The 15766-nt window shown below is 34.1% G+C and carries 16 protein-coding genes; 12 read left to right on the top strand and 4 right to left on the bottom strand.

Going from position 1 to position 15766, the window contains the following annotated elements:
* The first annotated feature begins 9 nt into the window (after positions 1-9).
* The 11 genes from RH81_RS15595 (at position 10) to RH81_RS15645 (ending at position 9958) form a co-directional block, all read left to right on the top strand.
* The gene (locus tag RH81_RS15595) at positions 10-411 is read left to right on the top strand and encodes a hypothetical protein (RefSeq protein ID WP_033962034.1); all 402 of its coding nucleotides are present in this window, start codon (positions 10-12) and stop codon (positions 409-411) included.
* A gap of 9 nt (positions 412-420) precedes the next feature.
* Positions 421-1569: a hypothetical protein gene (locus tag RH81_RS15600; RefSeq protein WP_033962035.1), complete on the top strand. Its 1149-nt coding sequence runs from the start codon at positions 421-423 to the stop codon at positions 1567-1569.
* A 62-nt stretch (positions 1570-1631) separates the two neighbouring features.
* A complete protein-coding gene (locus RH81_RS15605; RefSeq protein ID WP_033962036.1) occupies positions 1632-3170 on the top strand; it encodes a YifB family Mg chelatase-like AAA ATPase in 1539 nt (512 codons plus the stop codon).
* Between the two features lie 42 nt (positions 3171-3212).
* Complete coding sequence (locus tag RH81_RS15610) at positions 3213-4331, top strand: DUF2891 domain-containing protein (RefSeq protein ID WP_033962042.1); 1119 nt, start codon at positions 3213-3215, stop codon at positions 4329-4331.
* A complete protein-coding gene (locus tag RH81_RS15615) occupies positions 4324-5550 on the top strand; it encodes an Nramp family divalent metal transporter (RefSeq protein WP_033962055.1) in 1227 nt (408 codons plus the stop codon). The genes RH81_RS15610 and RH81_RS15615 overlap by 8 nt, the downstream gene beginning before the upstream one ends.
* A gap of 1 nt (position 5551) precedes the next feature.
* Positions 5552-6286, top strand: coding sequence for a 5-oxoprolinase subunit PxpA (gene pxpA, locus RH81_RS15620; RefSeq protein WP_033962058.1), 735 nt, complete (start codon positions 5552-5554; stop codon positions 6284-6286).
* A gap of 3 nt (positions 6287-6289) precedes the next feature.
* Positions 6290-7024, top strand: coding sequence for a 5-oxoprolinase subunit PxpB (gene pxpB, locus RH81_RS15625; protein WP_241478994.1), 735 nt, complete (start codon positions 6290-6292; stop codon positions 7022-7024).
* Positions 7017-7865 carry a 5-oxoprolinase subunit C family protein gene (locus RH81_RS15630; protein WP_033962062.1) on the top strand — a complete coding sequence of 283 codons (849 nt, stop codon included), beginning with the start codon at positions 7017-7019 and terminating at the stop codon, positions 7863-7865. Before pxpB ends, RH81_RS15630 begins: the two co-directional genes overlap by 8 nt.
* A gap of 91 nt (positions 7866-7956) precedes the next feature.
* Positions 7957-8469, top strand: a complete 513-nt coding sequence (locus RH81_RS15635) for a hypothetical protein (protein ID WP_033962063.1) — start codon at positions 7957-7959, stop codon at positions 8467-8469.
* A gap of 11 nt (positions 8470-8480) precedes the next feature.
* On the top strand, positions 8481-9191 hold the full coding sequence (locus tag RH81_RS15640; RefSeq protein WP_033962064.1) for a hypothetical protein: 711 nt from the start codon (positions 8481-8483) through the stop codon (positions 9189-9191).
* A gap of 77 nt (positions 9192-9268) precedes the next feature.
* Entirely contained in the window at positions 9269-9958 is a 690-nt protein-coding gene (locus tag RH81_RS15645; protein ID WP_241478995.1) for a sensor histidine kinase, read from the top strand.
* Here the strand turns inward: RH81_RS15645 and RH81_RS15650 are convergent.
* From RH81_RS15650 to RH81_RS15665, 4 genes are all read right to left on the bottom strand, one after another.
* The gene (locus tag RH81_RS15650; protein ID WP_033962065.1) at positions 9955-10659 is read right to left on the bottom strand and encodes an RluA family pseudouridine synthase; all 705 of its coding nucleotides are present in this window, start codon (positions 10657-10659) and stop codon (positions 9955-9957) included. The genes RH81_RS15645 and RH81_RS15650 overlap by 4 nt on opposite strands.
* A 15-nt stretch (positions 10660-10674) precedes the next feature.
* On the bottom strand, positions 10675-11493 hold the full coding sequence (panB, locus tag RH81_RS15655) for a 3-methyl-2-oxobutanoate hydroxymethyltransferase (protein WP_033962066.1): 819 nt from the start codon (positions 11491-11493) through the stop codon (positions 10675-10677).
* Between the two features lie 76 nt (positions 11494-11569).
* A complete protein-coding gene (locus tag RH81_RS15660; RefSeq protein ID WP_033962069.1) occupies positions 11570-12991 on the bottom strand; it encodes an L-serine ammonia-lyase in 1422 nt (473 codons plus the stop codon).
* Positions 12992-13068: 77 nt separating this feature from the next.
* Positions 13069-13566: a hypothetical protein gene (locus RH81_RS15665; protein ID WP_033962071.1), complete on the bottom strand. Its 498-nt coding sequence runs from the start codon at positions 13564-13566 to the stop codon at positions 13069-13071.
* Positions 13567-13757: 191 nt separating this feature from the next.
* Here RH81_RS15665 and dnaK point away from each other — a divergent pair, with 191 nt between their 5' ends.
* On the top strand, positions 13758-15665 hold the full coding sequence (gene dnaK / locus RH81_RS15670) for a molecular chaperone DnaK (RefSeq protein ID WP_033962074.1): 1908 nt from the start codon (positions 13758-13760) through the stop codon (positions 15663-15665).
* Positions 15666-15766: the final 101 nt, after the last annotated feature.

The following is a 15766-nucleotide window of genomic DNA, read 5'->3' on the forward strand; positions in this document are numbered from 1 at the left end:
CAAAAAAGAATGGATTCATATCAAGTTGGTACTAACAAACCTATTAAGTTAAAAGTCGGATTAGAAACAGAGGCAATTACAATGACCTATGCGTTTCTGTATCATTCTGAAAATGATGATACACCTTATTCAATGATTCCTCCTTTTGATCCAGCTCTAAAGTCTGGATGGAAAAGTCTTGACAAAGGAAATACAGTAAACGGTAAGTTCTTTAGAGTGATGAGTTTTTTGAGGTTTTTTAATTCATTTCCAGATGAACAAACCTTCAATCTCGCTATTAAACAAGTTAAAGATACTTATGAAGCAAGCGTAAAAGGAGGTGATATTAGTCCGCATGTTATGACTTTCGAATTAAAATCCTTCTTTAAAGATAAAACCTGTGTCATTGAAAGTGAATTGCTATTAACTTAAATCGAAATCATGAAAAATATAGTATTATTAAGTATGTTGTGGTCATCAATTTTGTTTGCTCAAGGACCTGTGCCAACTGCAGCACTACAAAATATGGCACCTCCAAATTCGCCAGCCTTCATGTTGATGGATATTACGCCATCAAATATCATTGTGCCAGAAAATGTACAAGCTTTTGCTTTACAAACCATAAGTGCCTTCGGTAGTGATAGCTCTAATGGATTATCTAATAATAATTATGCTGTCGAATTTCAGCCGTATTGGTATGTGAAAAGAGAAGATATGAATTTCTTTAAATACAATAATTTAACTACGGATAAATCTGATGATTCTGAAGTAACTGCAGATGATTATACAAGATATAACGTTTTTGGTGATGTCTGGAAAAGAGCATCTGTATCACTGGCCTTAATGAACGGAACATTTGATGTGCTTCCGCAAGCGCAATCCTATGTTTCAATTGGAGCGCGAACACGATTGTTATCGTTTAAAACGAAAAATCAAATTAACGATATTAAATCTCAATACACAGCATACACACAATTCATGTCGAGTCCAGAAGTGATTGCGATTTTTGCAAACCCTAATTTGAAACCTGCTGAAATTAATACAAAGATTACGAGTTTAGAAGGCTACAAAAAAGTTACAGATAATTTTGAAAAAACCGTAAACCGTAAACCTTTATTTGCTTTAGATGTGGCAGCAGCTTACAGTCATTTTATGGGAGATGAAAGTCAGGATATTGATGATGCCTTTGGGAGATTTGGTGTTTGGGCTTCAGGAGACTTAGCTTTTTATACACCAACAATTGGAGACAATAGTCATATACATGTTTATGCCGTTTTTAGATACCTAAGAGATGGCTTAAATCTGGATGATAATGATGAGTTGTTCATTGAAACCAATACAGATTATGGTGTTAAAATGGAATTAGAATTAGATAGTCTGTCCTTTGCCTATGAATACATTACTAGAGATTCTGATAATAATAATGAAGAACGCTCAATGGGCTCAATTCGATATAAAATTAATAAATCCTTTACATTAAATGGAGGCTTTGGTAAAAATTTTAAGAGTGATGGCGATCAAGTAGCGCTCTTTGGAATACAATGGGGATTTGATTATGAGCCTAGTGTGGTTTTGAATCCCAATCAATAATTGAGTTTACATTCTTTGAATATCTTTAATTTTACATTACATTTATAGAAAATATTCTATAAATGCTTAAAAAAGTTTTTGGAAGTTCCGTATTTGGCGTGGAAGCCACAACTATTACTGTTGAGGTTAATGTCGATTCTGGTATTGGTTATCATCTTGTCGGCCTTCCAGATAACGCCATCAAGGAAAGTAATTTCCGTATTGCTGCAGCACTTCAAAATAACGGTTATAAAATTCCTGGTAAGAAAATCATTATCAACATGTCTCCTGCAGATTTACGTAAGGAAGGTTCTGCTTACGATTTAACTTTAGCAGTTGGGATATTAGTCGCGACAAAACAAATAAAAGCAGAGCATCTTGAGCAATATCTTATAATGGGAGAATTGTCTTTAGATGGAAACCTACAACCTATAAAAGGCGCATTACCTATTGCTGTAAAAGCGAAAGAAGAAGGGTTTAAAGGTTTTATTCTTCCGAAACAAAATGCTAAAGAAGCTGCTATTGTTGATGGGTTGGAAGTGTTTGGTGTTGAAAATATTAAAGAAGTAATTGATCATTTTGATAAGGACATTTCTATTGCTCAAACTATTATCAATACTAAAGAAGAATTTTATAAAAATTTAGAATTTCCTGAGTTTGATTTTTCTGATGTCAAAGGCCAGGAAAGCATCAAGCGTTGCATGGAAATCGCGGCAGCTGGTGGTCATAATATTATTCTTATTGGACCTCCTGGAGCAGGAAAAACAATGCTTGCAAAACGATTACCGAGCATTCTGCCTCCAATGACGTTATCTGAAGCTCTTGAAACTACAAAGATTCATTCGGTTGTTGGTCGTGTTAAAGAGCACGCAGGAATCATGGCGCAACGACCGTTTAGAAGTCCGCATCATACAATCTCAAATGTTGCATTAGTTGGAGGTGGAAGTTATCCGCAACCTGGAGAAATTTCATTATCACATAACGGAGTGTTGTTTTTAGATGAGTTGCCAGAATTCAAGCGTGAAGTTTTAGAAGTCATGCGACAGCCGCTTGAGGATCGAGAGGTTACGATTTCTAGAGCAAAGTTTACTGTAACGTATCCTTCGTCTTTTATGTTGGTCGCTAGTATGAATCCAAGTCCTAGTGGCTATTTTAATGATCCCAATGCGCCTGTAACATCTTCTCCTGCCGAAATGCAACGGTATTTAAGTAAGGTTTCAGGCCCTTTATTAGATAGAATTGATATTCATATCGAAGTCACTCCGGTTCCCTTTGAGAAATTGTCAGATGAGCGAAAAGGAGAGTCTTCAGTAGAGATAAGAAAACGTGTTACAGCAGCTCGTGAATTGCAAACCATACGCTTTGAAGAGTCTAATAGTGTGCATTACAATGCACAAATGAATACCAAACAAATTCGAAAACATTGTAAATTAGACGAGGCTTCCATGCAATTACTAAAAACTGCGATGGAGCGTTTAAATTTATCAGCTAGAGCTTATGATCGTATTTTAAAAGTTTCCAGAACAATTTCAGATTTAGAAAATTCTGAATCTATAAATGGTTCTCACATCAGTGAGGCCATTCAATATAGAAGTATGGATCGTGAAGGTTGGTTGGGCTAAAAATCTTAAAAATGTTATAGATTAAAACCTTAAATTTATAACATGAAAAACTATTTCTTACTCTGTTTTGCGCTTTCAGTGTTGAGTTGCAACACCTCCGAAAACAAGACAACCACAATTTCTAAACAAAAAATAGAGGTCAAACAAGCTATTATGCCAATTCTTAATTTGGAAGAAGCCAACCGATTAGCAAAATTACCAATAGATTGTATTCAAACGGAATATCCTAACAAACTCAATCAGGTGATTGGAAGTGACGAAGATTTGCAGTCGCCTCAAGATTTGCATCCAGCATTTTATGGTTGCTTTGATTGGCATTCTGCTGTTCATGGTCACTGGAGTTTGGTCAGTTTATTAAAACAATTTCCTGGCTTAAACAATCGAGAAAAAAGTATGGCCATGTTGCTCGAGAATATGTCTGAAGAGAACATGAAAATTGAAGTGTCTTATTTTTTTGGAAAACACAACGCATCATGGGAACGGACTTACGGTTGGGCTTGGTTATTAAAATTAGCTGAAGAATTACATTCTTGGGATGATCCAGTAGCAAGAACATTAGAAGCTAATTTGCAACCGTTGACAGATTTGATTGTTGGTAAATATTTGGAATTTTTACCGAAACTAAATTATCCAATTCGAGTTGGAGAACATCCAAATACGGCTTTCGGACTCTCATTTGCTTATGATTATGCAAAAACGGTTGGGAATAAGGAGTTGAAGTCGCTTATAGAGCTGAGGGCAAACGATTTCTATAATAATGACGCTGGTTGCCCTTTGTCGTGGGAGCCTAGCGGATTTGATTTCCTGTCGCCTTGTTTGGAAGAAGCTGCCTTAATGAAGCGTGTATTATCGACAGAAAATTATAAAACATGGATTAATGATTTTCTTCCGCAATTAAAAAGGAAAAACTTTTCCATTGAAACAGGAAAAGTTAGTGATAGAACTGATGGAAAATTGGTGCATCTTGATGGTGTTAACTTTTCTAGAGCATGGAGTTTAAATGAAATTGCGAAAGACATACCAGAATACAACCACTTAAAAAACATAGCGAATCAACATATTAATTATTCATTACCAAGTATTGTTGGTGATAGTTATGAAGGTGGACATTGGCTAGGTAGTTTTGCTATTTATGCCTTAAATTCTGTAGAACGTGATTAGAAACTGGTTTAAAAATATTGGTCCAGGACCTCTCGTAGCAGCTGCATTTATTGGGCCAGGAACAGTTACGGTCTGCACACTTGCAGGAATTAATTTTGGATTTGCATTGCTATGGGCAATGGTTTTATCTATTGTGGCTACTGTTGTTCTGCAAGAAATGGCAGCTCGTTTAGGCATAATTTCTCAAAAGGGGTTGTCAGAAGTGATTCGTTCTCAAATCTCTAATCCTTTATTAAGAACTCTTGCTATCATTTTGATTCTTGCGGCAATTGTTATTGGTAACGCTGCATACGAAGCTGGTAATATAAGCGGAAGTATTCTAGGTTTAGAGAACTTATTTGGTAGTCAAACCATTGCTATTGGTGATATGAATCTTAATTTGTTTAGCATTTTAATTGGTGCGATTGCTTTTGTATTACTCTATATTGGTAATTATAAAATTTTAGAAAAAACATTGATTTCTTTAGTGATATTAATGAGTTTGGCCTTTTTAATTACCGCTATTATGACAAAGCCAGATTGGTCAGAAGTGTTAAAAGGACTTTTTGTTCCAAAGTTTTCGAGTGACAATATATTGACAGTTATAGCTTTAGTTGGAACAACTGTAGTGCCGTATAATTTGTTTTTGCATGCGTCTTTAGTAAAGGAAAAATGGAAAAATGAATCAGATCTCAAATTTGCTAGAAAGGACACCATTATTGCAGTGGTTCTTGGTGGAATTGTCTCGATGTGTATTATGATTTCTGCTGCTGCGATTAAGTCTTTTGAAGTTAATAATGCTGCAGATTTGGCAAAAGGACTTGAGCCACTTTTTGGAAGCTATGCATCTGTATTTTTATCTGTTGGATTATTTGCCGCAGGAATAACGAGTGCTATTACTGCGCCTCTTGCTGCTGCTTATGTTGCTTCTGGATGCTTAGGTTGGAGTTCCAATATGAAATCTAAGCGATTTAGATTTGTTTGGATATTTATTCTGACATTAGGAGTCTTGTTCTCGTCTATAGGTTTTAAATCTATCGAAATCATCAAATTCGCTCAAGTTGCTAATGGATTACTGTTACCTGTTATTGCTGGTTTCTTATTATGGATTATGAATAAAACGTCTATTCTAGGAAAATATAAAAACTCGTTGCTACAAAATATTTTTGGCTTTGCAATACTAGCAATAGCAGTGTTTTTAGGTGTAAAAAGTATTTTGAAAGTATTTAACTTTATTTAAAATGAAGCAAATAGATATCAATTGTGATTTAGGTGAAGGCTTAGGTAATGAAGCCTTTTTAATGCCTTATTTGTCTTCATGCAATATTGCTTGTGGTGGACATGCTGGTGATTTTGAAACAATGAAACATGTTGTGAGACTAGCAAAAATGCATCATGTTAAAATTGGTGCTCATCCATCATTTCCTGATAAAGAAAATTTTGGACGAAAAATAATGCAAATGTCGCCTTCAGAATTATATAATACACTTGAAGATCAGATTAATGCTCTAATGGAAGTTTTGAATTCTATGGATTTAAAGTTGCATCACGTTAAACCTCATGGCGCATTATACAATTTAGCATCTATTGATGAGGCAACAGCCCAAATTATAGTCAATGTTATTAAAGGGATCGATAAGAATCTAATACTTTATGCGCCTTATCAATCTGTGATTTCTAAAATAGCTATTGCCGAAGGAATGAAAGTTTTATATGAAGGTTTTGCTGATAGAAATTACAATGCCGATCTAACTTTGGTTTCAAGACAAAATAATGATGCCATAATTCATGACTCAGAGTTGATTTTCGAGCATGTTTTTGGGATGATTTCTAAAGAAAAAGTTAAGACAATAAGTGGAGTGGAAGTAGAACTGAAAGTTGATACATTTTGCGTTCATGGAGATCATAAATATGTGATTAAAAATTTAGAATTTTTAACTCGTAAACTAGAACAGAATTCTATAAATATTTTGTAAATTTTGAAAGATTTCAAACTCACATACCATCGCTTTTCTGAACGTTCAATTTTAGTTCAATGGCCTCAAGAAATTGATGAAAATATACTGAAAGATGTGCTAATCTTCAAAAATCACCTTACAAATTTAAATATTGAATCTATACTTCATGTAAACACTGCATATAACTCGATATTAATAACTTATATATTAACTATTGATAATGCCTATAGTGAGTTTTCGGCCTTAAAAGAGGCGTATTTTACTAGAATTAGTAATAAAAAGTCGGTCTTGAAGCACTGGAATATTCCTGTGTGTTATGATGATGAATTTAGTATTGATCTAAATGAAATTTCTAAAGAAACACAATTTTCAAAATCAGAAATTATTAGGATACATTCCGAGGTAATTTATACTGTTTTTTTTATCGGTTTCTTACCTGGTTTTTTATACTTAGGCGGACTTGATAAACGATTGTTTTTTCCACGTAAAAACATTCCTAGATTGGAGGTTAAAAAAGGAGCAGTTGCAATTGGAAATCAGCAAACAGGAATTTACCCAAATAAGAGTCCAGCAGGTTGGAATATTATCGGGAATTCACCACTAGAATTTTTTAATAGTAAAGAAATTAGTCCATGTTTTGCAAAAGCAGGAGATACAATTCAATTTGTTCCTATTACAATTGAAGAGCATAATCGTGTTTTGAAAGCAGTTGAAAATGGAACGTATAACTTAGAAAGCGAGATAATAGATGGTTGAAGTACTCAAAACTGGTTTTTATGATACAGTTCAGGACATAGGTCGCTTTGGTGTTCAAGAATATGGTGTTCCATGTTCTGGCGCAATGGATTTGTATTCTGCTAAAGTTGCTAATACTGCTTTGGGAAACTCTATAACTGAAGCGGTTTTAGAAATAATGATTATAGGACCTAAACTAAAATTTCAGTGTACTACTGAAATTGTGCTATCTGGAGCAGATTTAAGCCCAAAACTAAATTCCAAACCTATAAAGATGAATACGCGTATTCGTGTTCTTAAAAATGACGAACTGTCTTTTGGCCTTAGAAACTACGGCTGTAGAGCTTATTTGGCTGTTAAAGGAGGTTTTCAAACAGAATTTGTAATGAATAGTTATAGTATGTATAAGACGATAACTAAAAATTCGAAACTAAAAAAGGGCGATCAACTATCAATCTTTGAGAATAATGATTCAATTGGTAATGCATTTGCTTCTCTTAGAATTGATAATAAGCATTTCAATGTCAATGTATTGGATGTTTTTAAAGGCATCGAGTTTGGAAGATTATCTTGTTTAGAACAACAAGTCCTTTTTTCTACTGAATTTACGATTTCAAAGGATAGTAATAGAATGGCATATCAGGTTAACGAAACCGTAGATAATAAAATTGAACCTATTATTACATCACTAGTGTTGCCCGGAACAGTACAATTGACGCCTTCTGGAAAACTATTGATTTTAATGCGTGACTGCCAAACTACAGGAGGTTATCCAAGAATTTTGCAGGTTTCAGAAGAATCGATTAATCGGTTGTCTCAGAGTGTTTTTGGTGAAAAATTTAGGTTTAAATGCATTGATTAGTAAGAAAAAACCTAGAATTTAGAATATTTTTTGGTTTTATGTTAAGATTTTCAATACATTAGACTAACAATTAATTTAAACTAACTAAATTATGAAAAAATTAATATTACTTATTTTAGGATTTGTTTTAGGTGCTTTAGCAATGTATTTTTATTTTCATAATGATAAAAACCAAAATGACATGGATGAAACACCAATTCCAAAAGGTATTATTAGCCCTTCTGAAATCACAAAATTAACTGAAGCTTACGATCCAAGGTATCAAGCAATTAATGATTCAGTGTTTAAGGGAGTTGAGGGAGGAGATAACAGATCTTCTTGGTACTCTTTAGAAGACATACAAAACTTTATTACACTAGCTGAGAAACAAGCTGGAGAATTGGGATACACAATGGATGGAATTAGGATTTATCCTGGAGCACATGAGGCAGTAGATGGCACACCTGGTTATTCTACTTTTTTACTGGTGCCAACAGGTTCTTTAAATTCATCTGAAGGAAATATGTTGTCGTTGCAAAAAGGTGGTGGTGATGATATTTCTGGAGGAAATGGTTTAGATAAAGGTGAAAGTGGTGATCCTCCAGGAGCAAATTATCCTCAATAATTTTATACACTGTGAGTGAATTTCTTTATGAAAACAGATCATACATAGGAAAATTTTTTGAAATCTCTGCTGCGATTTTAGGAACTATTTATTTAAAACAAACAAACAACCAAAAGCTAAAAGTTTTTGTAGTCTTTTTGTGGATTACTGTAATTGTTGAAATATTAGGAATGTATAAGTCCTTTCTACAAAACAATTATGATTATAGTTGGTTCATTGTTTGGAAGAATAGTATTTTTTGTCAGAACATTTGGTTGTATAATATTTATAATTTCTTGACCATTGGTTTTTTGGGAGTTTTTTATACTGAATTAATCAGTAATAAATCATCCAAATTATTCATTCGATCTATAGTTGTTCTATACAGTGTTTTTTCTATTTTTTATTACACATTTACTGATGCTTTTTTCAATCTGGGTTTACCTTATGATGCGATTTTAGCATCAGTAATAGTTTCTATTTATGTTATTTTATATTTTAAAGAATTGATGAGTAGTGATTATATACTTCAGTATTATAAATTACCTTCGTTTTATATAAGTGTTGCTTTGTTGTTATGGAATTTATGTGCAACACCATTATTTATTTACAGTGGTTATTTTCTTCCCTTTAACACGGAATTTGTAAATTTCAGAACATTACTTTTGTTATACATTAATATTTTTACTTATTCATGCATAGGTTTCGGTTTTTGGTATTCGCTCAAAATGAGCAAACAATAAACAAAGAGGAGGTTGCTTTAATTGGCTACGTAATTTTTGCATTATTGTTAGTATTGGTAATGATTATACTTTTTTTTGTGACCTTTCAGAAAAGAAAGAACAAACTTTTGTTAGATCAGATAGAAAAGCAAAAGGCTTTTGACGAAGAAATTTCTAGAACACAATCAGAAATACAAGAACAAACCTTAAAACATATTGGTTGGGAGTTACACGACAATGTTGGTCAATTATTAGCTTATGCAAGCATGCAACTTAATATGCTCATATCAAAAGCTCCAGATGACTTGAAAGTTAAGGTGAGTGAAACTTCAGATATTGTAAAGGAAAGTCTTAAAGAAGTTCGTTCATTATCCAAATCGTTGAATAATGATGTCATTTTAAATATGGGTTTTGAAGACTCTATATCTAATGAGTTGGACCGTTTAAAACGAATGAAATTCTCTTCTACAGAATTAGTTATAGTAGGTTTTCAAAAGCCTATTGAAGATAAAAAGCACGAAATTGTTTTGTTCAGAATTCTTCAAGAGTTTTTCTCAAATTCTGTAAAATATTCTGAAGCAGAAAGCCTTAAGGTTACTTTAGATTATCAAGACACTCAGTTAATAATAACAGCTGCTGACAACGGAAAAGGTTTTGATATTGATTCTGCTAAGAAAGGATCTGGATTGATTAATATGAAGAGTAGAGCAGAACTAATACATGCCACTTTTAGTTTAGAGTCTCAACCAAACGAGGGTGTAATTTTAACAATCAATTATCAATTTTAATTTTCGCAAGCATTCCAAATAGGATCATTTGGTAAAGGAGCCGAAACATCAATAGGTTCTTTAGAAACTGGATGTGTAAATTGCAAACGCCTTGCATGTAAGCTGATACTTGCATCTTTATTACTACGATCAAACCCGTATTTTAAATCACCTTTTATTGGAGATCCAATACTTGCCAACTGAGTTCTAATTTGGTGATGCCTTCCTGTTTCTAATTCTATTTCGAGCAATATATAATTATCTAAAACCTTTAGTGTCTTGTAATGTAAAATTGCTTTTTTGCTATCCTTAATTTCCTTACTGTAAGCTGTAGATTTATTGTTTTTCGGGTTTTTCTTAAGCCAATTAATTAAGGTGTCCTGAGGAGACTCTGGAACCTGTTTCACTATTGCCCAGTATGTTTTATAAGCTTTCTTTTCAGCAAAAAGTTTATTGAGTCTTGGTAAGGCTTTACTCGTTTTAGAAAACATCACAATGCCAGTAGTTGGTCTGTCTAAGCGATGTACAACACCTAAGTATACATTTCCAGGCTTATTGTGCTTTATTTTAATATAGTCCTTAACAACATCGCTTAAAGGCTTATCACCAGTTTTGTCACCTTGAACAATATCACCAGCACGTTTATTAACGATGATGATGTGATTGTCTTCGTAAATAACTTGAAGATTATGCTTATTGGATAGAATTTTATCTTTGGCCAAATCTAGAGATCTATATTAATATTGCTCTTTATCATTTGGAAAATCTTCAGCCTTGACATCTGCTACATATTGTCCGATTGCAACTGTCATTTCTTCATACAAATTCATATAACGTCGCAGAAAACGAGGATTGAACTCATGTGTCATACCTAGCATATCATGTAATACTAATACTTGACCGTCAACCCTAGCACCAGCACCAATGCCGATTACAGGAATAGAAACACTTTCGGCAACTTCTTGTGCTAATTTTGCTGGGATTTTCTCTAATACAATTCCGAAGCAACCTGCTTTTTCAAGCATTAAAGCATCTTCTTTTAATTGTTGAGCTTCTTGTTCTTCTTTAGCACGAACAGTGTAAGTACCAAATTTATATATTGACTGAGGTGTTAAACCTAAATGTCCCATAACAGGGATTCCTGCATTAAGAATACGCTTTATTGATTCTTTAACTTCTTTACCACCTTCCATTTTAACGGCATGACCACCAGATTCTTTCATGATTCTTATAGCAGATCGTAATGCTTCTTTAGGGTCGCTTTGGTAGCTTCCGAAAGGTAAATCAACAACGATTAAAGCTCTGTCAATAGCTCTCACTACAGAAGATGCATGATAAATCATTTGATCTAAAGTTATAGGAAGTGTCGTTTCATGTCCTGCCATAACGTTACTTGCTGAGTCACCTACTAAAATAACATCAATTCCTGCTTCATCCACTATTTTCGCCATAGTATAATCATAAGCAGTTAACATTGATATTTTTTCGCCTTTTGACTTCATGTCTACTAAGGTCTTTACGGTAATTCGTTTGTATTCTTTTTTTGCGGTTGACATATCTGCTGTGGATTTATATTTGTAAAAATAAAGATATTAAATGAAAATGGTTTGATTTGTGTTTTAAATTGAAAGGCTAGCAGTCACTAACATTAACTCCAACGGCTAAGCCGCCTTCTGAGGTTTCTTTGTATTTGTTGTTCATGTCTTTAGCTGTTTCCCACATAGTATTCACGACTGTATCTAATGGTACTTTCACATTATTTGGATCTGTATCTAAGGCTAATTCACATGCATTGATAGCTTTAATTGCTCCCATGGCATTGCGCTCTATACACGGAATTTGTACCAAACCACCTATTGGGTCGCAAGTCAGTCCTAAATGATGCTCCATTGCAATTTCTGCTGCAACCAAAACTTGTTCTGGACTACCACCAGAGAGTTCACATAAGGCTCCAGCTGCCATTGCTGAAGAGACACCAATTTCAGCTTGGCATCCTCCCATTGCCGCACTAATAGTAGCTCCTTTTTTGAAAATACTTCCGATTTCTCCAGCTACCAATAAAAAGCGTTTTATATCTTCAAAATTACCATCGTGATTTTCAATTACTAAATAATACATCAATACAGATGGAATAACTCCAGCGCTTCCATTTGTTGGAGCAGTAACAACACGTCCTAAAGATGCATTAACTTCATTTACAGCAAGAGCAAAACAACTAACCCACTTTAGAATTTGACGAAACTTAACTTCAGTATTTCTTATAGAATTTAGCCATCCAACATGAGTTGTATATGGTGTATCACCTTTCAAGCTTTGATGCATGTCATAAGCGCGACGTCTGACGTTTAAACCTCCAGGAAGAGTCCCTTCAGAATGACATCCAATATACATGCATTCTAACATGGTATCCCAAATACGTTGTAATTCTGAATCTATAACAGCTTCATTGCGAATGGATTTTTCATTCTCTAAAATAACTCCCGAAATTGGTAATTTCAAGTCACTACAGAACTTTAGCAATTCATTTCCCTTATCTATAGGATACGGAAACGAACACTTTATTTCAAAGTTTTTCTTGTGATTTGTGCGTTCCTCTTTAACAACAAATCCTCCTCCAATAGAATAGAAGGTTGATTTTTTATTCCTACCATCAATATTAGCAGTAAAGATTATTCCATTAGAATGATATGGTAAAAATTTCTTATTAAATACAATAGCAGTCTCTGGATTAAAATTTACTAGTTTCTCGCTATTGAAGTTTAGTGTTTTAGTAGTTTTAATGTCATTAATGTAGTTTGTAATGTTTTCTGTCGGAATAGTTTCTGGATCACATCCTAATAAACCTAACATCACAGCATAATCTGTTGCATGCCCTTTTCCTGTGAGAGATAAGGAGCCATAAAGATCAACTGTTATTTTTTCAACCTTTTCAAATTTGTTGGCATCTTTTAATTCTTTAATCCAACGTTCTGCAGCTCTCCAAGGTCCCAATGTATGGGAACTCGAAGGACCAACTCCAATTTTGAGCATGTCAAAAACAGAAATACACTCCATTCACTAAATCGTATTAATTGCTGAGCAAATATACGTTTTGTTGCATAGGTGTGACAAGACGTGCAAAAGTTTTTATATTATCTGACATTAAAGTTATCAATGCTAGTTGCTTGCATGACGACATTGAGATTAGACACATCAAGTCCATCAATATTATCTGCAGGTACAACAACAACTCTGAACACTTGATTCTGAGTCCATTCAGACCCAAGGGTATCTAGGTCAGTCGTGCCTTCTAAAAAGAAACTCACGTCAGCTTGGGTAAAATCGTAATTATAGACTAAAGTTCCATTTTCAAATTCTACAGTTTGTGGTAATAAACGCCAAATATCTTGTCCGTTTACAGTATCCCATAAAATGTAAACCAAGGTAACATCAGAAGGAAACACATCAAATCCGTAATCTTCAATAAAAGAGTAATCATTTTCAGTATTAAAATCGATTTCAATTTCAAAAGCTGACGAGACTAATAAGCCTCCATCTGCGCCAGTAGGACCTTGTGGTCCAGGATCTCCATCGCAAGACATCATAAAAAAAGAAGCAAAAGCTAAAATAAGGTAAGATATATGTTTCATAAGTATAAGTTTTGTTTTTATGTATCAAATCATGTACCAAAACTACAATATAACTAGACAATTTTCAGAAAGTATTCTGACATCATGTCATATTTATTGTAATGGCATAATGATTGTCATAATCAAATCGTAATTAAAATGAACATAACGTTTCCGTGATAAGCGGAAATCTTTAAAACAAATATAATATTATGAGTAAAATTATTGGAATCGATTTAGGTACAACAAACTCTTGCGTTTCTGTAATGGAAGGTAACGAACCGGTTGTCATCCCAAACGCTGAAGGTAAAAGAACAACACCTTCGGTTATCGCCTTTGTAGAAGGAGGAGAAATTAAAGTTGGTGATCCAGCAAAAAGACAAGCAGTAACTAACCCAACAAAAACGGTTTATTCAATTAAACGTTTTATGGGTAACAAATATTCTGAATCTAAAAAAGAAGCAGAACGTGTACCGTATACAGTCGTTAAAGGTGACAACGATACTCCAAGAGTAGATATCGATGGTCGTTTATATACACCACAAGAATTATCAGCTATGATTCTTCAAAAAATGAAGAAAACTGCTGAAGACTATTTAGGTCAAGATGTAAGTGAAGCAGTAATTACTGTACCAGCTTACTTTAATGATTCGCAACGTCAAGCTACTAAAGAAGCAGGTGAGATTGCAGGTTTAAAAGTTCGTAGAATTATCAACGAACCTACTGCAGCAGCATTAGCTTATGGTATGGACAAAAAAGGTATTGACCAAAAAATCGTTGTTTTCGATTTTGGTGGAGGAACACATGATGTATCTATCTTAGAATTAGGAGATGGTGTATTTGAAGTGTTATCTACAGATGGAGACACACACTTAGGTGGTGATGATGTAGATCAAAAAATCATCAACTGGTTGGCAGATGAATTCAATGCAGAAGAAAGTATTGATTTACGTAAAGACCCAATGGCATTACAACGTTTAAAGGAAGCTTCAGAAAAAGCGAAGATTGAATTATCATCTTCAGCACAAACTGAAATTAACTTACCATACGTGACTGCTACAGCTTCAGGACCAAAACACTTAGTTCGTACATTAACACGTTCAAAATTTGAGCAGTTAATTGACGATTTAGTAAAACGTACAATAGAGCCATGTGCTTCTGCTTTAAAAGCAGCAGGATTATCTAAGAGTGATATTGACGAAGTAATATTAGTAGGAGGATCTACTCGTATTCCTATAGTTCAAGCTGAAGTAGAGAAGTTCTTCGGAAAAGCACCAAGTAAAGGTGTAAATCCAGATGAAGTTGTTTCTTTAGGAGCAGGAATCCAAGGTGGTGTATTATCAGGTGATGTAAAAGATGTTCTTTTATTAGACGTAACACCATTATCTCTTGGTATCGAAACTATGGGTAATGTCTTGACAAAATTGATTGAAGCGAATACAACGATTCCAACTAAGAAATCACAAGTATTCTCAACAGCAGCAGATAATCAACCATCGGTAGAAATCCATGTATTACAAGGAGAGCGTCCAATGGCAGCAGATAACAAAACAATTGGTCGTTTCCATTTAGATGGTATTCCACCAGCACAAAGAGGAACACCTCAAATTGAAGTTACCTTTGATATTGATGCCAATGGTATCATCAAAGTATCTGCAACAGATAAAGCGACAAACAAAACACAAGATATTAGAATTGAAGCATCTTCAGGATTAACAGATGAGGAAATTCAAAAGATGAAGCAAGACGCTGAGGCAAATGCAGAAGCAGATGCAAAAGCAGTAGAAAATGCTACAAAACTAAATGAAGCAGATGCTATGATTTTTCAAACGGAAAGTCAACTTAAAGAATTTGGTGAAAAATTATCTGATGATAAGAAGCAACCAATTGAAGAAGCACTTGCAGAATTGAAGACAGCTTACGAAACTAAAGATATTGAGGTTATTACACCAGCTTTAGAAAAAATCAACGAAGCTTGGAAAGTAGCATCTGAAGAAATGTACAAAGCGCAAGCTGAAGGACAAGAAGCAGGTCAAGAAGCACCAGGACCAGATGCAAGTCAAAATGGCGAAGCAGAAGGAAGTGATGTAGAGGACGTAGACTTTGAAGAAGTAAAATAAGCATACAAAATTATCTTAACATTTGAAAAAACGCAACCTGAAAGGGCTGCGTTTTTTTTTGCATATAGTCATCAAATCAATAAATTACGATGATTTACAGA

It is taken from the genome of Psychroserpens jangbogonensis (assembly GCF_000797465.1).
Classification (GTDB): Bacteria; Bacteroidota; Bacteroidia; order Flavobacteriales; family Flavobacteriaceae; genus Psychroserpens; species Psychroserpens jangbogonensis.